We start from the raw sequence: 17,524 nt of genomic DNA on the forward strand, positions 1-17,524 counted from the left end.
GCTAGTTGCCCTCCTCGGCGAACGATGCCTGGTAGGCGGCGAACTGTGCGCGCTCCTCGTCGACGAGCGGGCTGCCGTCGGCGTAGGCGTGGTCGAAGATCGCCAGCCGGTCCGGGTCGGGCATGGCCCGTACCGCTTCGCGTACCCGCTTGCCGAGGGTCTCGCTCTCCTCCTCCAGCGCGGCGAAGTACTCCGCGTCGGCGAGGCCCTGGTTCTCCAGGTACGTGCGCAAGCGCAGGATCGGGTCCTTGGCCTCCCATGCCACCCGCTCCTCGTCCGCCCGGTACTTGGTCGGGTCGTCGGAGGTGGTGTGGGCGCCCATCCGGTAGGTGAACGCCTCGACGAGGGTGGGGCCCTCGCCCCGGCGGGCACGCTCCAGCGCCGACCTGGTGACGGCCAGACAGGCCAGCACGTCGTTGCCGTCGACCCGGACACCAGGGAAGCCGAAGCCCTGTGCGCGCTGGTAGAGCGGCACTCGGGTCTGCTTCTCGGTGGGCTCGGAGATCGCCCACTGGTTGTTCTGGCAGAAGAACACCACGGGGGCGTTGTAGACGGCGGAGAAGGTGAATGCCTCCGCCACATCGCCCTGGCTGGAGGCGCCGTCACCGAAGTACGCGATCACGGCCGAGTCCGCACCGTCCTTGGCGACGCCCATGGCGTAGCCGGTGGCGTGCAGGGTCTGCGAGCCGATGACGATCGTGTAGAGGTGGAAGTTGTTGGTCGTCGGGTCCCAGCCACCGTGGTTCACACCGCGGAACATCCCGAGCAGATTGGTCGGGTCGACCCCCCGGCACCAGGCGACACCGTGCTCCCGGTAGGTCGGGAAGACGTAGTCGTCGTCGCGCAGAGCCCGGCCGGAGCCGATCTGCGCGGCTTCCTGGCCCAGCAGCGAGGCCCACAGGCCCAGCTCGCCCTGGCGCTGCAGCGCGGTCGCCTCGGCGTCGAAACGGCGGGTCAGAACCATGTCGCGGTACAGACCGCGCAGCTCCTCGGCGCTCAGGTCGATCTCGAAGTCCGGGTGCTCGACGCGCTCGCCCTCGGGCGTCAGCAGCTGTACCAGCTGGGGCTCGGAACTCTGTGGTGTCTTCGCGGCGCTGGTCCGCTTGCTGGCGCGTCGCGGTTTGCGCGCGGCAGTGCTCTCCACGGTCACGTGCGTGCTCCTCCGTCGGTCCGGCCCCCGGGATGGCCGGGAAGCCAGTGCGGCTCGCCTGTGTCCGGACCCGTGCACGGGGTGGGTGCGCTCGGCCGGGAACAGGCGTGACAGGTGCCCCGGCGAGCGCCCTGTCATAGGCACGTTACCCAGTGCACCGCATAACTGCGAAACACCTTGTGACCTGCGATTTTGCTTGGATTTCCAAGTAAATCGAAAAAATCGCGAAGTCTTGCTGGTCACAGCACTGGCAACAGCCTTGCAGGCCGCCGGAACAACGGCACGTTATCCCGGCCGCCACCGCCAGGGAAGGGCATACAGGAAAGGAATGTGTGAGACTGCGATTGTGCCCGAAGATGGAAAAATCACTGTATTTCTGCTGGACGACCACGAGGTGGTACGGCGCGGAGTCCACGAGCTGCTCTCCGTCGAGGAGGACATCGAGGTCGTCGGCGAGGCCTCCACGGCCGCTGACGCGCTCGTACGCATCCCGGCGACACGGCCGGATGTCGCCGTCCTGGACGTACGGCTGCCGGACGGCAGCGGAGTCGAGGTCTGCCGCGAGGTCCGCTCGAAGGACGAGTCGATCAAATGCCTGATGCTCACCTCGTACGCCGATGACGAGGCCCTCTTCGACGCGATCATGGCCGGCGCCTCCGGATACGTGCTGAAGGCGATCCGCGGCAACGAACTGCTGAATGCCGTACGGGACGTCGCGGCCGGGAAGTCCCTGCTGGACCCGGCGGCCACCGCGCGGGTCCTGGAGCGGCTGCGCGAAGGAAAGAACGGCAAGGGCGACGACCGGCTCTCCGGCCTGACGGACCAGGAGCGCAGGATTCTCGACCTGATCGGCGAAGGGCTGACGAACCGGGTCATCGGCGAGCGGCTGCACCTGGCCGAGAAGACCATCAAGAACTACGTCTCCAGCCTCCTGGCCAAGCTGGGCATGGAGCGGCGCTCGCAGGCCGCGGCGTACGTGGCCCGGCTCCAGGCCGAGAAGCGCTGAGCTGCGCGGCCGGGACTTTGGTCCCGGCACGACCGGGGCGGCCGACTCTTACACGGCCCCTACAGGTGCCGGAGAGTGGAGCGCATGCCCTCTCCCCGCCCCTCCGACGAACTGCACGCCATCGAACTGCTCGGCAGCGTCCGCTACGGCCGGCTGGCCACCAGCATGCGCGCCCTGCCCTTCCTGGCCGTGGCCCGTCACCTGGTGATCGAGGGACATGTCGTCCTGCGGATGCACAGGGGGCTCGGCCATCACGAGTCCTGCGACGGGAGCGTCATCGCTTACGGCGCGGACAACTTCAACTCCCGGACGGACGGGGCGTCCGACGGCACGGAGGACCTGTGGTCGGTCCAGTTCACCGGCCCCGCCGAGATCGTGCACCCGACCGCTGACCAGCGGGAACACTTCGGGGAAGGCCCCGCCGAGGTGAACGGCGAGACCTTTGACCCGGTGTTCGTCCGGCTCGATCCGCACGTTGTTCAGATGCACACTCTGAGCTTCCGCGCAAGTCAGAGAAATCAGCCACTCAGCGTCACCTAACATGTGGCGAGTGCTGCGCTCATCTGTGACCCTCCCGCCTGTTCCGCCGGTCGGCGAGGTGCTGCGCCGCTATCCGGACGCCGGCGAGCCCCTCGCCTGCGAGCCGCTCACCAAAGGCCTGCTCAACCACGGCTACCGGATCTCCACGACTCGCGGTGCGTACTTCCTCAAGCACCACCTGGACAAGCACCACCTCGACGACGCCAGCGGCGACCACGCCACGATCGTCCGGCAGCACCGGGCGACCCAGCAGCTCCACTCCCTGGGCGTACCGGTCGCCCCTCCCCTCGCGGACACAGAGGGTGACACCGTCACGGTGATCGACGGTCAGCACTATGCCCTGCACCCCTGGGTGGACGGTCTCCACCGGGACGGCGCCCAGCTGACGACCGCCCAGTCGCAACGGCTCGGGGCGCTCCTCGGGGCCGTACACACGCATCTGGAGCAGGTCATGGAGGCGGATCCGCCTCCTCCGCTACGAGGGCAGAGCCCCGATCCCGCCGACACCTTCGCGCTGATCGACGACCTGCTGGCGGCCGCGCGCGGCATGGGCCCCCGGGACGCCTTCGACGAGCTCGCCGTGCACCGCCTCCTCGAACGCCGCACCCTGCTGGAGCAGCACGCGCACCGACGCCCGCCCACCCCGGCGGGGCCGGCCAGGGGCTGGGTGCACGGCGACTTCCACCCCCTGAATCTGCTCTACCGGGGTGCGGACCCCGTCGCGATCGTGGACTGGGACCGGCTGGGCGTGCAGCCCCGTGCCGAGGAGGCCGTGCGGGCAGCGGCAATCTTCTTCGTCCGGCCGGACGGGGAACTGGACCTGGAGAAGGTCCGGGCCTACGCGCGCGCCTACCGGCGGTCGGCCGGGGCCGGAGCGGCCGAACTGGCGGCGGCGGTGCACCGCGTGTGGTGGGAGCGGCTGAACGACTTCTGGATACTTCGCTGGCGCTACCGCCTGCACGACCGCAGGGCCGACCCGCAGTTTCCTGCGGTGTCGGCCCTGGCGGTGTGGTGGACGCGGGAGTACGAGGCGGTGTGCGGGGCCTTCACCGGCTGAGGGACCCGCGGCGTCTACCCGGTGGCGCCTCCAGCGGGATCGCCCGCGGCAGCACCACCCGGGGTACCAGCGGTGCTTCCGTCCGTGGTCCCCGTCGTAGTCGCTCCGGTGTCTGTTCCGGTTCCGCCGTCGTCGGTGCCGCCGTCGTCGTCGCCCGTTCCGCCGTCCGTCGTCGTGGTGCCGTCGCTCGTCCCCGGGTCCGGCGACGTCGGGGTCTCCGACGGCTCCTGAGTCGGCTCGGTCGGCTCGGAGGACGGGGTCCATGTCGGGTCCTTGGTGGGCCAGGTCTGGCCGCCCGTGGAGTCGTCCGGTTCCTCCGTCTCCTCCGTCTCCTCGTCCGTCGGCTCCGGGGAGGTCTCCGACTCGGACGGGGAGACGGAGACCGACGGGTCGGTCGGTGTCTTCTTGTCGTTCGCGTCGTTCGCCGCGTTGACGGCGAACGCGACACCCGCGCCGATCGCGATCAGGGCCAGCAGGACGAAGAGCCACATCTTGCCGCGCCCACCACCGTTGTGGTGCCCGCCGGCGTACGCCCCGTCGTCGGGGTTCATGGGCGGCAGGATCGGGCCCTGCGAGGTGTCCCCGTGCATCGGGTGACCCATCGCCGCCGTACCGCCGCCGATGTTCATCGGCGCGGTGTGGCCGCCTTCGTGCATCACGACCGGGCCGGTGTTCCAGGTGCCCGTGTGGCCGCCCTGGACCTGGAGCATCTGCAGGCTGTACTGGACCAGTCCGCGCATCTCCTCGGCGCTCTGGAACCGGTCGTCCGGGTCCTTCGCGAGCGAGCGCATGACGAGGCCGTCCAGCTCCGGCGGCACGCCGTCCGAGACCTCGGAGGGCGGCACCGGAATGTCCTGGACGTGCTGGTACACCACGGAGAGAGGGGTCTCACCGGTGAACGGCGGGCGCAGGGCGAGAAGTTCGTAGAGCAGGCAGCCGGTGGCGTACAGGTCGGAACGGTGGTCGACCGCCTTGCCGAGCGCCTGTTCGGGGGAGAGGTACTGAGGCGTACCCATGACCATGCCCGTCTGGGTCATCGTCGACTGGGCGCCGTGCAGCGCACGGGCGATGCCGAAGTCCATCACCTTGACCGCGCCGGAATGCGTGATGATCACGTTCGCGGGCTTGATGTCACGGTGCACGATGCCGTGCTGGTGGGAGTACGCGAGCGCCTCCAGCACACCCGAGACGATGATCAGCGCCTGCTCGGGCGGCGGGGCCTCGGCGTTGAGCAGCAGATCACGGATCGTGCGGCCCTCGACCAGCTCCATGACGATGTACGGAACGGTCGCGCCGGCCACGACGTCCTCGCCGGAGTCGTACACGGCGACGATCGCATGGTGGTTGAGGCCCGCGACCGACTGCGCCTCGCGCGTGAAGCGGGCCTTGGACACCGGGTCCTCGGCGAGATCGGAACGGAGCAGTTTCACCGCGACCGTGCGTCCCAGACGCACGTCCTCCGCGGCGAAGACCTCGGCCATACCGCCGCGACCCAGCCGGTGGGTCATGCGGTAACGGCCGTCCCCGACCACGCCGCCGACGATCCCGGAGTCGGTGCCATCCGAGAATCCGCCGCCGTTTGCTTCGGGTTCGGGTGCCATCAGTCCTCGCCGTCGTATCTGTCCGCGCTTCTGCGCGTTCTCACGGTGCCTTGCTGCATTGCCACGTCACGCTACAGCCTCTGCCGGACACACCGGTTCCGAGAGGGACGGGTCATCCAATCGGCTGGCGCGCCGCTCACGCAAATTCCATGCGGTTCCTGTAACGCTTCCGAGACGCTTCTTGTGCGTAGGGTCACGGAACGGGCACCTGGCTTGACGTGTCGGACCCCTCGGGCAGACTTGGCCCGTAATAGGGATCACGCGTCCGTGGGCGCCGAGGGGGATGCAAGTCATGAGCCAGGACGGCGCACACGGCGCACAGGGTCGCTACGCGGGCGGTTCCGTGGCCGGCGGCCGCTACCAGCTGCGCGACCTTCTCGGCGAAGGCGGGATGGCGTCCGTCTACCTCGCGTACGACGCCGCCCTCGACCGGCAGGTCGCGATCAAGACGCTGCACACGGAGCTGGGGCGCGAGCAGTCCTTCCGCGAGCGGTTCCGGCGCGAGGCGCAGGCCGTCGCCAAGCTGCAGCACACCAACATCGTCTCGGTGTTCGACACGGGCGAGGACGAGCTCGGCGGCGCGCTGATGCCGTACATCGTCATGGAGTACGTCGAGGGGCAGCCGCTCGGCTCCGTCCTGGCGGCGGACATCCAGAACCACGGCGCCATGCCCGCCGACAAGGCGCTCAAGGTGACGGCCGACGTGCTCGCCGCGCTGGAGACCAGCCACGAGATGGGCCTGGTCCACCGCGACATCAAGCCCGGCAACGTGATGATGACCAAGCGCGGCGTCGTCAAGGTCATGGACTTCGGCATCGCCCGCGCCATGCAGTCGGGCGTCACCTCGATGACCCAGACCGGCATGGTCGTCGGTACACCCCAGTACCTCTCGCCCGAGCAGGCCCTCGGCCGCGGCGTGGACGCGCGGTCCGACCTCTACTCGGTCGGCATCATGCTCTTCCAGCTGCTCACCGGCCGGATCCCGTTCGAAGCGGACTCCCCGCTCGCCATCGCCTACGCGCATGTGCAGGAGGAGCCGGTCGCACCGTCCAGCATCAACCGGTCGATCACTCCCGCGATGGACGCGCTCGTCGCGCGCGCGCTGAAGAAGAACCCGAACGAGCGCTTCCCCAGTGCCGCCGCGATGCAGGACGAAGTGGTCCGCGTGCTGAGCGCCGGCGGCCACGGCGGCGCTCCGGTGATCATCGGTGGCGCCGCTCCGGCGAACAGCGGCTCGGGCGTCGGCTCGGCCGTCTTCCCGCCCGTCGACCAGACCACACCCGCACCGCACGGCGTGCAGACCCCGTACCAGCCGCAGACCCACCAGCACCACCAGCCCGGCCCGTACGGCCCGGTGACCCCCGCGCCCACTCCCGGCTACGGCTACCCGCAGGCACCCCAGCCTTACGGCACCCACGCACCCCTGGCACACCAGACGCCGCCCCCGTACGTGCTGTCCCCGCAGTCCGCCACCGCCGTCAACGGCGGTGGCGGCTCCAAGCGCAACATGCCGGTCGTCGTGGGCTCGATCGTGGTCGCCCTGCTCGCGATCGGCGGCCTGGTCACCTTCCTGAACATGAAGGACGACCCGGACAACGGCAAGGGCGGCGACCCGGACAGCAGCGAGTCGACGGTGGCGGGCGAACACAAGCCGCCGGAGCGGAACCGGACGATGGACACCGAGGACTGCACCGACGCCATGGAGGACACGGACGACCCGGCGAAGGTCCAGGCGCCGAGGTTCGTCTACAAGGACATCCTCTCGGCGAGGGATTGTGCTCTGGCCGCAGGCTGGACCATCAAGGAGATCAAGGAGCCGGGCAACACCTATGCCGAGGGCCAGGTCGTGGGCCAGTTCCCGTCCTCCGGCACCGCTGTGTCCGAACGGGGCGCGCACTTCGAGCTGAAGGTCTCCACCGGCGATCCTGCCTGAGACGGGGGGCCGTGACGGGAAGTGACTCCCGAGCCGGCTTCCGAAACTCAGTCGGCTCACGCCCACGTGAGCGGTAAGGTCCCCCAGAGCGTAAACCGAACGCTTGGTCTATTTGGGGGACTGATATGAAATCGCGCAGCTTACCTGTGCTCGTCACTGCAGCCGCAGCTGCCATCTTCGCAGCTATGGGCACGGCCCCGGCCTCTGCCGCTTCGTATGACCTGAACACGGAGACGACCGGGGCCTTCGGTCACGGCTCGGTCGACTTCAACAGCCGGACCTACCTCAGCAGCATCCATCTGCGCAGCGTCGACACCGCCTCCGACGGACACCACGTACGCATCCGCCTGGTCACGAAGCGGAATGACGGGACCAATGCCTACTGGGCATGGCGTGCCAACTACGGCGGACACGGCAATCAGGAGGAGTGGTACACGAGCCTCTCGGACGCCCGCGGAGTCAAGGCAATCCTGCTGCAGACGTGCCGCGCCGAGGGAACCACGCTCTTGAACTGCGACAACAGCCCATGGCGGAATAACCCTTACTACTGATCCGGCCGGCTGCATCAGGTGGCGAGTTCGGCGCCGGGCGCGCCGGACTCGCTTCACGTCCCGGAATGCTGAACAAGCAGCCCCGTGTGACGCTGTCCTCATGGCTCCAGGACTCCATCCACGGGCATCACGATGCGTGGTCTGCCTGGTGCTGGCGGTCGGAGCAGCGCTGGCGCCTCATACCTGCGCGGGGGCAGATCTCGCCCACGACACCTCCACGGCCCGCGCGCGCGTCATGGCAGCTACGGATCCCGCGACAGCGTGGATCGAAGCGAACGCGCGCGCGTTGCGAGCCCCAGCGAGCCCTCCCCCCTCCGCCGAGGAGTCGTCCATGGCCGGAAGGGAGGCCGGGGAGGGCCGGGCGCGGCCAGGTCGATCGCTCACCCCCATGGAACTCGCGGACGCCTCGGCCGCCGCGGACGAGGTCCCGCCGGAGGCGGATCCCGACGAGGTACCTGTGGCCACACCCCCGCCCGACGCGTTCCCCGAGCCCGGCCGGACCTCACGGCAGGCACTGGACGAGCCCGCCGTACGACAGATGCAACAGGTGTCTCTGGGGGCGGGGATCGCCCTGGTCGGACTGGGTCTGGGGTTCCTGGGACTGCGGCTGCGCCGCCTGAACTGATCGCCGGAGGGACTTGCCCTCGACAACATACTCGGTATACATACTCAGTATGTCGATCCGTCACGGGCTGCTGGCCCTCCTGGAGCGAGGGCCTCGGTACGGCTCCCAGCTCCGTACCGAATTCGAGTCCCGCACCGGCTCCACCTGGCCGCTGAACGTCGGCCAGGTCTACACGACCCTCAACCGGCTGGAACGCGACGGCATGGTCGCCCAGGACGGTGAGGACGACGCGGGCCACGCGTTGTACTCGATCACCGACGACGGCCGCACCGAACTGCGGAACTGGTTCGAGACCCCGGTCGACCGCAGCAACCCGCCCCGGGACGAGCTGGCCATCAAACTCGCGATGGCGGTCGGGGCGCCCGGCGTCGACATCCGGGCCGTCATCCAGTCCCAGCGCAGCCACACCGTGAAGGCCATGCAGGACTACACCCGGCTGAAGGCACAGGCACTCGCGGACGTCCCCGCCGACCGCGACGAGGTCGCCTGGCTCCTCGTGGTGGAGCAGCTGATCTTCCAGGCCGAGGCCGAGGCCCGGTGGCTGGACCACTGCGAGTCCCGCCTCGTCCGCCTCGCCGAAGCCGCCGCCACCGAACCCGCTGCCGGGCCGGGGTCCGCCGCGGCCGCCGGTCGCGGAAGCGCCCGCACAGCATCGTCCCGGCTGCGCGGCATCCGCCGCTGACCAGGAACAGCTGACCGCTCGCGCCTGCGCCTGGCCAACGTGACAGACCGCCGGCCCCGCACCGACCATGTGCACGTCGTTCCTAGGGGGAACCACCCACCATGTCCTCGTCCGCACCGTTCCCGTCCACCGGCCTGCCCGTGGACGCCCCCGTCCTCGAACTGAGAGCGCTGACCCGTACCCACGGCTCCGGCATCGCGGAGGTGCACGCCCTCCGCGGCATCAACCTCGCCGTGCACGCGGGAGAGCTCGTCGCCGTGATGGGTCCCTCCGGCTCCGGCAAGTCCACCCTGCTGACCCTGGCCGGCGGTCTCGACACCGCGAGCAGCGGCCAGGTCGTCATCGAGGGCCAGGACCTCTCCACGCTCGGCCGCAAGGGCATCGCCGCACTGCGCCGGCGCAGCGTCGGCTACGTCTTCCAGGACTACAACCTGATCCCCGCACTCACGGCCGCGGAGAACATCGCCCTGCCCCGTGAGCTCGACGGCGTATCCGTCCGCAAGGCGCGCAAGGAGGCCCTCGCCTCGCTGGAGGAGATGCACCTCACCGAGATCGCCGACCGCTTCCCGGACGAGATGTCCGGCGGCCAGCAGCAGCGCGTCGCCATCGCCCGCGCACTCGTGGGCAACCGCCGCCTCGTACTCGCCGACGAACCGACCGGGGCGCTCGACTCCGAGACCGGCGAGGCCGTCCTCGCCCTGCTGCGCAACCGCTGCGACGAGGGAGCGGCCGGCGTGATGGTGACGCACGAGCCGCGGTACGCGGCCTGGGCCGACCGTGTCGTCTTCCTCAGGGACGGATCGATCGTCGACCAGACCCTGTCCTCGGGCGCCGACTCGCTGCTCGCCGCAGAGGGTGCCAAGTGAGCGTCTTCACGGGGTGGCGCGCCGCCCTCCGGATCGCCCGGCGCGACGCCCTGCGGTCCAAGGGCCGCAGCGCGCTCGTCGTCGCCATGATCGCCCTGCCGGTCCTCGGCGTGACCGCCGCCGATGTCACCTACCGCAGCTCCACGCCGACAGCCGCGGAGGAGCTGACGGCCACGATGGGGTCGGCCGACGCCGTGTTCAGTTCGGCCGGCATGGGGCCCGTCCCTGTCGAGCAGCTGCCCGACCTCAGGACCTACGGCAGCCCGCCCGGCGCGCCGCAGCCGGACAGCGCCCCGAAGCCGGTCGACGTACCGAGCGCCTTCCCCGCAGGCTCGCGGTACATCACCGAGCAGGCCGTGCCCGCCACGGTCACCACCGAACACGGCATCGCCAACATCGAGATCGTCGAACTGCGCACCTCCGACCCCGCGGTCCGCGGCAAGCTCGACCTCGTCGACGGGGCCTACCCGAGCGGCAGGAACGAGGTCGTCGCGACCGAGCACTTCCTGGAGTCGTCGGGGCTGGGCATCGGCTCCCGCACCACACTGTCCGGTCCCGGGCAGACGTACACGATCACCGGCAGCGTCGAGCTGCACAGCGAGCTCGGCAAGAGCGCGCTGTACGCCGATCCGGGTGCGGTCCTCGCACCGTGGACGGCGGCGGCCGCCCGTGACGACAAGATCGTTCCGCCCCACCCCGGAGATGTGAAGTGGCTGGTCCAGGGCCCGGCCGACGCCGGTGTCACCTGGCCGGACGTGCTCGCGGCCAATCAGAAGGGCGTCCTGGTGCTGTCCCGCCAGGTCGCCCTCGACCCGCCGCCTGACTCCGAGGTGCCGATGGCCACGCGCGGCGGCACGGGCTTCCCCGACGGCTCGGCGGAGCTGAGCGCGGCCGTCGTGACCGTCGTCGCCATGGCGGTCCTGGAGGTCGTCCTGCTGGCCGGCCCCGCGTTCGCGGTCGGTGCGCGCCGCTCGCGCAGGCAGCTCGGCCTCGTCGGCACCTGTGGCGGTGACCGGAGCCAAGTAAGGGCAGTGGTGCTGGCAGGTGGCGTGGTGCTCGGCGGATTCGGGGCTGTGGCCGGTGTTGCCGCCGGTCTCGGGCTGACCGTCCTGTTCCGCCCGTTGATCGAGGGCTGGACCGAGAGCCGCTTCGGGGAGCTCGAGATCCGCCCCTGGGAGCTGCTGGCGATCGCCGTGATCGGCCTCGTCACCGGGATCCTGGCGGCGCTGGCCCCGGCGATCGTGGCCGGCCGCCAGTCAGTGCTGGAATCCCTCACCGGCCGCCGCGGAACACGCCGGAGCTCACGCGTCCTGCCGGCGGTGGGCTGCGTGGCACTGGCCGGCGGCATCGCTGTCGCCGTGTTCGGCGGCACCACGGGCAACACGGAACTGGTCGCCGGCGGCTCGGTCGTCGCCGAACTCGGCGTGCTCGCCTGCATCCCCGTGATCGTCGGCTTCCTCGGCCGGCTCGGCTCCAGGCTCCCGCTCTCCCCGCGGATGGCTCTGCGCGACGCGGCCCGCAACCGGGGTCGCACAGCGCCCGCCGTCGCCGCCGTGATGGCCGCGGTCGCGGGCACCGTGGCCATCGCCACGTACACGGCCAGCGTGATGGCGGAACACGACTACGACCACATACCGATGCTCACGCCCGGTACGGCGGCGCTCGTGGGATCCACGCCGACGGAGGGCGATCAGCTCCCGCTGGCCCGTGCCGCCGTCGAACGGAATCTGGCCGTCAGCGGCGGCCGTGCCGACTTCGGACGCGTCTGGGCGGGCTCCGACTGCTCCGTCTACTACGAGGAGGAGAACGGCTGCGGCACGCTCGACATGGTCAAGCCGACCGGCGAGGGCCACAGCTGCGCGCTCCAAGGAGCGGGCGCCAGGAAACTCGCCGAAGGGCTCTCCGCCGACGCGCACAAGAAGCTGATGAGCTCCCCCGCCTGCGTCGACGAGTACAGACAGGCGTACTCGTTCGATTCGGGTATCGCCAAGATCATCGTGGGCGACGCCTCCCTGCTGCCCTCGTACGTGAAACTCGACGACCCCGCGGCGGCGAAAGCGCTGGCGGACGGCACACCCGTGCTGCTCAACCCGGCGTACGCGGAGCACGGCCGGATCACCCTGAAGGCCGTCCACACGTACAACAAGCGCGACACCGAGAACCGGAAACTGCACCCGGGCGGGGCCAGGACCACCACGAACCGGATCAAGGTGTACGTCGCGCCCGAAAAATACGCCGCCACCCCCGGAATCCGCATGATCCTGCCGCAGAAGACCGCGGAGCGTCTCGGACTGCACACCCAGGACTACGGCAGCATCTACACCGTCACGCACACCCCGACGGATGCCGAGCAGCAGTCGGTGCAGGCGGCGTTCGCGCAGACCGGGGACTCCGCCTACCTCCAGGTGGAACAGGGCCGGGACTCCCAGGAGGAGGATGTGATCCTGCTGATCCTCGCCCTGTTCGCGGGCGTGGTGACCCTGGGGGCAGCCGCCATCACGACCGGCCTCGCCAAAGCCGACGCGGAGGCCGACCTCACCACCCTCAGCGCGGTGGGCGCGCCCCCGGGCGTGCGGCGTTCGCTCTCCGGCTTCCAGTGCCTGGTGGTCGCGCTCACGGGGGTGCTGCTCGGCACGGTGGCAGGCATCGTGCCCGCGGTGTCGCTGCGTCTCATCGACCTGCGCAAAGCGATGGAATACATGCGTGAGGAGCCCATGGACTCCGCGTACACGCCGATCGTGCTGCCGTGGGAGACCATCGGGCTGCTGGCCTTGGTCGTGCCCGTCCTGGCCGGGCTGCTCGCCGCCGCGTTCGCCGGGTCGCGGCTGAAACTGGCCCGCCGCGCAGGGTGAAGGACCGCTGACCGGCTGTTCCGGTGCCCCCGGAAAGGGTGGATCATCCCTTTCCGGGGGCACCACCGTGATGTGCAGCAGGTATACGAGACAATGGCGGCATGGAGATGCCGAGGAATGACCGGTCGCAGGAGCACCCGCAAGTCCTTGTGGTGGGACAGGACGGAATGGCTATCGGCGGCGGTGGCAGTGACGACGAGTCGCGCGAGGTCCCGGTGACGGAGATGGTCGAACAGCCCGCGAAGGTCATGCGCATCGGCAGCATGATCAAGCAGCTTCTCGAGGAGGTCAGGGCGGCTCCTCTCGACGAGGCGAGCCGGGTCAGGCTCAAGGAGATCCACCAGAGCTCGGTGAAGGAGCTCGAGGACGGGCTGGCGCCGGAACTGGTGGAGGAGCTGGAACGGCTCTCGCTGCCGTTCACCGAGGAGTCGGTCCCGTCCGAAGCCGAACTGAGAATTGCGCAGGCCCAGTTGGTCGGCTGGCTGGAGGGCCTCTTCCATGGCATCCAGACGGCCCTGTTCGCCCAGCAGATGGCGGCCCGTGCGCAGCTGGAGCAGATGCGACGCGCACTTCCTCCAGGCGTGAGCCACGAGGACGAGGAAGGCGGTACGGACCCGCACGGTCCGGCCCGATCCGGCCCGTATCTGTAGGCCTGGCCTTCGTCATCCGACCTCAGGTCGCCGAACGCGGTACGCGCAGGGGCCCGGCACACGCTGTGTGTGCCGGGCCCCTGCGCGTCGGTGGTGCTGCGCGTAAGCGGCGCCTCGGTGCCGTGCTCGGCGTTCCGTGGTCTGTTGCCCGGTGCTTGATGCCCGGGGCTCGATGCCTGGGCCCGGTGCCCGGTGCTTGATGCCCGGGGCTCGATGCCTGGGCCCGGTGCCCGGGGCCACGCCGTGGCCGTAGCTCGGCTCAGGCGCCCGGTGCGAGCAGGAGAACCTTGCCGATGTGCGCGCTCGACTCCAGCACCCGGTGGGCCTCCGCAGCGTCCGCCATCGGCACCGTGCGGTCCACGACCGGCCGGACGATGCCCTCACCGATCAGCGGCCAGACATGTTCCCGTACGGCTGCGACGATCGCGGCCTTCTCCGTGAGCGGACGACCGCGCAGAGAGGTGGCCGTGACGGCAGCACGCTTGCTCAGCAGAGCGCCGAGGTTCAGCTCGCCCTTGACGCCCCCCTGGAGCCCGATGATCGCCAGCCTGCCGTTGACGGCCAGGGCCCGCACGTTCCGGTCCAGGTACTTGGCCCCGACGATGTCGAGAATGACGTCGGCACCCGTGCCGTCCGTCGCCTTGCGCAGCTCCTCGACGAAATCCTGCTCGCGGTAGTCGATGAGGATGTCGGCGCCGAGCTCCTGACAGCGTGCCAGCTTCTCCGGCCCGCCCGCGGTCACCGCGACGCGCGCACCGACGGCCTTCGCGAGCTGGATCGCCATCGTGCCGATCCCACTGGACCCGCCGTGGACCAGCAGCGTCTCGCCGGGGCGCAGATGGGCGACCATGAAGACGTTCGACCAGACCGTCGCGGTCACCTCGGGCAGCGCGGCAGCCGTCACCAGGTCCACGCCCTCGGGCACGGGCAACAGCTGCCCGGTCGGCACGGCAACCTTCTCCGCGTAGCCTCCGCCCGCCAGCAGCCCGCACACTTCGTCGCCCACCGACCAGCCGGTCACTCCCGGACCGAGGGCGGCGACACGGCCCGCGCACTCCAGACCGGGGTAGGGGGAGGCGCCGGCCGGGGGGTTGTAGAAACCCTGCCGTTGCAGGACGTCGGCCCGGTTGACGGCGCTGGCCACGACCTCGACGAGGACCTCGCCCTCGCCTGGTACGGGATCGGGGACCTCGGCCCATACGAGCGCCTCGGGGCCACCGGGTTCGGGGATCGTGATCGCATACATGGCCGCGAGGCTACTCCGCTCGGCCCGGCGAACGCGGCACACGAACACGGCGCGGTCCCGGCGGCGGAGGTCCTAGGGACGCTTGGCCTGCGGCGGATGGTTCATGGGCGGGATGTGCAGCGGGCTGGCGCGCACGATCGTGATCACCCGGTCCGTCAACTGCAGGGGGCTGGCCGCCGGATCGTCGTAACCGAGCAGCCTGTGGCCGCGCAGCACACTCACCACGAGGTCCTCGGTCTCCCGGACGCTCTTGCCCACCTCGGCCTTTATCACCGGCCGTTCGACGAGATCGAGACCACTGCCCTGCTGAATGAGGTCCTCCATCACGGTGCCCGCGCTCGGGCTGAGTACGGAGAGCCCCAGCAGACGGCCCGCCGCGCTCGCGCTGGTGATCACGGCATCGGCGCCGGACTGGCGCAGCAGAGGCGCGTTCTCCTCCTCGCGCACGGCGGCGACGATTTTCGCGCCCCGGTTGAGCTGACGCGCGGTCAGTGCCACGAGTACAGCTGTGTCGTCGCGCTGCGTGGCGATGATGATCTGACGCGCTTTCTGGACCTCTGCCCGCAGCAGTACATCGCTGCGTGTCGCATCGCCCAGCACGCCGACGAAGCCTTCGGCATTGGCCGCTTCGATCACCTTGCCGGCCGGATCGACGATGACGATCTGGTCCTTCTTGAGACCCGTGGCGCAGAGCGTCTGGATCGCCGAACGGCCCTTGGTGCCGAAACCGACGACAACTGTGTGTTCACGCAAGTTGGTTCTCCAACGGTTCAGCCGGAAGTCCTCCCGGGTCCGTTCCGTCAGGACCTCGAGGGTGGTGCCGACCAGGATGATCAGGAAGAGCACGCGCAACGGCGTCACCAACAGCACATTGACCAGGCGGGCCGTCTCGCTGTAGGGGACGATGTCGCCGTATCCGGTCGTCGACAGCGTCACCGTCGCGTAGTAGACGGCGTCGAGAAGGTCGACCTTCCCGTCGGCGTTGTCGTGGTACCCGTCTCGGTCGATCCAGACGATGAAGACCGTGGTGGCCAACACCGTCAGAGCCATCGCCAGCCGTTTGGCGACCTGGCGCAGCGGTCTGTCGACGACCCGTCGGGGCAGGAGCACCCGAGTGGGGACGACGTGCTCGTCCGCGCGCCTGGCCATCGCGTCCTGGCCCGGAAGTTTCACGTGAAACACCCTTCCGTCCACGGCGTTGCCGAGGCCCACGGTAGATCGAGGATCTCCACCTCGGTGCCGGACCGTACCCCGCCGGGCGGCACAACGGCCAGTCCGTCAGCAGCGGCGATCCCGCGCAACATCGCAGGTCCGTTGTAATGCAGGGGAACGACGTGGTCCGTGCTGCCCGCTCTGTCCGCACGATGGACCACCGGGACGAGCCGGGTGTCGTGCGGATGCCCGTGCACGTCGTCCCGCACAATCGCCCGGTACGGATCCTGAGCGGCTCGTCCGGCGAGCCCCCGGAGCAGAGGCTCAGCCAGCGTGAGCAGCCCGGAAACGGCGGCAAGCGGATTGCCGGGCAGCCCGACCACGTAGGCGCCGCCGTCGGCCTGCCGGGCAAGGAGCATGGGGTGCCCCGGGCGCACGGCCACCCCGTCGACCAGCAGTTCGGCCCCCCTCTCGGCCAGGACCGGGTGGACGTGGTCGACGGGCCCGGCGGCGGTGCCACCCGTGGTGAGGATCAGATCGGCGTCCGAGGTGGCAAGGGCGTGCCGGAGCGTCTTCGCGTCGTCGCCCAAGCGTTGAGGGGCAGTCACATCGGCGCCCAGGGACCGGAGCCAGGGCGCGAGCATGGGGCCGAGCGCGTCCCGGATCAGCCCGTCGTGCGGCAAGCCGGCGTTGAGGAGCTCGTCGCCGAGAACGAACACGTCCACGCGGGGCCGGGGTACGGCAACGAGGGCGTCGTAACCCGCAGCGGCCGCCAGCCCCAGTACGGGAGGGGTGACCAGGGTGCCGACGGGCAGGAGCTGGTCGCCGGAGCGGCACTCCTGACCGCGGGGCCTGATGTCCTGCCCTGGGACGACCTCGCGGGTCGCGTGGAGCAGCCCCTTGGCCTCGTCGCTGCGGGCGTGTTCGCTGCGGATGACCGCGGTGGCGTCCACCGGAATACGGGCCCCGGTGGCAATCCGTACCGCTTCACCGTCGGGAAGCGGCGCCGACGCGCTGCGTCCGGCGAGCAGCCCTTCACCCGCACGTACGGTCCACGGGCCCGGTCCGGCAACGGCCCAGCCGTCCATTGCGGACGTGTCGAAGGACGGCAGATCGGTGAGTGCCACAACCGCCTCGGCCAGGACGTGGCCGAGCGCCCGGTCCAGCGGAAGTCGGTGCGCGGCAAGAGGTGCGGCACGGCCGAGGCGCTCGGCCAGAGCGCGGGCTTCGGCCCATGGGGTGCTGTGGGCGCGGGTGCGGCGGGCTTGCGCGGAGGGGGAGACGCGGTTGGCGGACGAGGCCCCGGAGCGACTCGGGGAGCTCGGGGAGCTCGGGGAGTCCGGGGATGTGTCGCTGGGGAGCTGGTGTCGGGGGGGCTGGTCTCCGGGGGACTCCGCCTTGCCCGAGTCCGGCGGCGAGGACGGCTCCGGCGAGGAGGACAGGCCCACCGAGTGCGCCGGACCCTGTGCCGGGTGCGAAGCCTGTGGCCGGCGCCCGACGAGAGCCAGGGCCTGCTCGACGGCACGCTCCTCCTCAGCGGCCCGCGCCTCCTCGACCGACACGTCCTCGACCGACATCGACGAAGTCCGGCCCTCGTTCGGGGCCGGGGTTCG

Annotated in this window: 15 protein-coding genes; 10 read left to right on the plus strand and 5 right to left on the minus strand. The window is 70.2% G+C overall.

Going from position 1 to position 17,524, the window contains the following annotated elements; genetic code table 11:
• Position 1 precedes the first annotated feature (1 nt).
• Positions 2-1,150 carry a pyruvate dehydrogenase (acetyl-transferring) E1 component subunit alpha gene (gene pdhA, locus ABZS61_RS06905; RefSeq protein ID WP_356417082.1) on the minus strand — a complete coding sequence of 383 codons (1,149 nt, stop codon included), beginning with the start codon at positions 1,148-1,150 and terminating at the stop codon, positions 2-4.
• 346 nt (positions 1,151-1,496) lie between these two features.
• Between pdhA and ABZS61_RS06910 the strand changes: the two genes are divergently transcribed.
• The 3 genes from ABZS61_RS06910 (at position 1,497) to ABZS61_RS06920 (ending at position 3,753) form a co-directional block, all read left to right on the plus strand.
• Entirely contained in the window at positions 1,497-2,156 is a 660-nt protein-coding gene (locus ABZS61_RS06910) for a response regulator transcription factor (RefSeq protein WP_356417084.1), read from the plus strand.
• 84 nt (positions 2,157-2,240) lie between these two features.
• Entirely contained in the window at positions 2,241-2,696 is a 456-nt protein-coding gene (locus ABZS61_RS06915) for a pyridoxamine 5'-phosphate oxidase family protein (RefSeq protein WP_356417086.1), read from the plus strand.
• Between the two features lie 58 nt (positions 2,697-2,754).
• The gene (locus tag ABZS61_RS06920; RefSeq protein WP_356417163.1) at positions 2,755-3,753 is read left to right on the plus strand and encodes a phosphotransferase; all 999 of its coding nucleotides are present in this window, start codon (positions 2,755-2,757) and stop codon (positions 3,751-3,753) included.
• 14 nt (positions 3,754-3,767) lie between these two features.
• Here ABZS61_RS06920 and ABZS61_RS06925 read toward each other — a convergent pair whose 3' ends face one another.
• Positions 3,768-5,354, minus strand: a complete 1,587-nt coding sequence (locus ABZS61_RS06925) for a protein kinase (protein ID WP_356417088.1) — start codon at positions 5,352-5,354, stop codon at positions 3,768-3,770.
• Positions 5,355-5,646: 292 nt separating this feature from the next.
• Between ABZS61_RS06925 and ABZS61_RS06930 the strand changes: the two genes are divergently transcribed.
• From ABZS61_RS06930 to ABZS61_RS06960, 7 genes are all read left to right on the plus strand, one after another.
• Positions 5,647-7,287 carry a protein kinase gene (locus ABZS61_RS06930; RefSeq protein WP_356417090.1) on the plus strand — a complete coding sequence of 547 codons (1,641 nt, stop codon included), beginning with the start codon at positions 5,647-5,649 and terminating at the stop codon, positions 7,285-7,287.
• Positions 7,288-7,472: 185 nt separating this feature from the next.
• Entirely contained in the window at positions 7,473-7,838 is a 366-nt protein-coding gene (locus ABZS61_RS06935; RefSeq protein ID WP_356417092.1) for a hypothetical protein, read from the plus strand.
• 331 nt (positions 7,839-8,169) lie between these two features.
• Positions 8,170-8,463: a hypothetical protein gene (locus ABZS61_RS06940; RefSeq protein ID WP_356417094.1), complete on the plus strand. Its 294-nt coding sequence runs from the start codon at positions 8,170-8,172 to the stop codon at positions 8,461-8,463.
• Between the two features lie 49 nt (positions 8,464-8,512).
• Positions 8,513-9,145: a PadR family transcriptional regulator gene (locus tag ABZS61_RS06945; RefSeq protein WP_356417096.1), complete on the plus strand. Its 633-nt coding sequence runs from the start codon at positions 8,513-8,515 to the stop codon at positions 9,143-9,145.
• A gap of 101 nt (positions 9,146-9,246) precedes the next feature.
• A complete protein-coding gene (locus tag ABZS61_RS06950; RefSeq protein ID WP_356417098.1) occupies positions 9,247-10,011 on the plus strand; it encodes an ABC transporter ATP-binding protein in 765 nt (254 codons plus the stop codon).
• Positions 10,008-12,863 carry an FtsX-like permease family protein gene (locus ABZS61_RS06955; protein WP_356417100.1) on the plus strand — a complete coding sequence of 952 codons (2,856 nt, stop codon included), beginning with the start codon at positions 10,008-10,010 and terminating at the stop codon, positions 12,861-12,863. Before ABZS61_RS06950 ends, ABZS61_RS06955 begins: the two co-directional genes overlap by 4 nt.
• A 101-nt stretch (positions 12,864-12,964) precedes the next feature.
• Positions 12,965-13,513, plus strand: coding sequence for a bacterial proteasome activator family protein (locus ABZS61_RS06960; RefSeq protein ID WP_356417102.1), 549 nt, complete (start codon positions 12,965-12,967; stop codon positions 13,511-13,513).
• Between the two features lie 259 nt (positions 13,514-13,772).
• Here ABZS61_RS06960 and ABZS61_RS06965 read toward each other — a convergent pair whose 3' ends face one another.
• The 3 genes from ABZS61_RS06965 to ABZS61_RS06975 all read right to left on the minus strand — a co-directional run bounded on the left by ABZS61_RS06965 (position 13,773) and on the right by ABZS61_RS06975 (position 17,488).
• Positions 13,773-14,759 carry an NAD(P)H-quinone oxidoreductase gene (locus tag ABZS61_RS06965; protein WP_356417104.1) on the minus strand — a complete coding sequence of 329 codons (987 nt, stop codon included), beginning with the start codon at positions 14,757-14,759 and terminating at the stop codon, positions 13,773-13,775.
• 72 nt (positions 14,760-14,831) lie between these two features.
• Positions 14,832-15,971 (minus strand): potassium channel family protein, encoded by a 1,140-nt coding sequence (locus tag ABZS61_RS06970; protein WP_356417106.1) that lies wholly within the window; start codon positions 15,969-15,971, stop codon positions 14,832-14,834.
• Positions 15,929-17,488 carry a molybdopterin molybdotransferase MoeA gene (locus ABZS61_RS06975; RefSeq protein ID WP_356417164.1) on the minus strand — a complete coding sequence of 520 codons (1,560 nt, stop codon included), beginning with the start codon at positions 17,486-17,488 and terminating at the stop codon, positions 15,929-15,931. The genes ABZS61_RS06970 and ABZS61_RS06975 overlap by 43 nt, the downstream gene beginning before the upstream one ends.
• Positions 17,489-17,524 lie beyond the last annotated feature (36 nt).

It is taken from the genome of Streptomyces sp. NPDC005566 (assembly GCF_040605575.1).
Classification (GTDB): domain Bacteria; phylum Actinomycetota; class Actinomycetes; order Streptomycetales; family Streptomycetaceae; genus Streptomyces.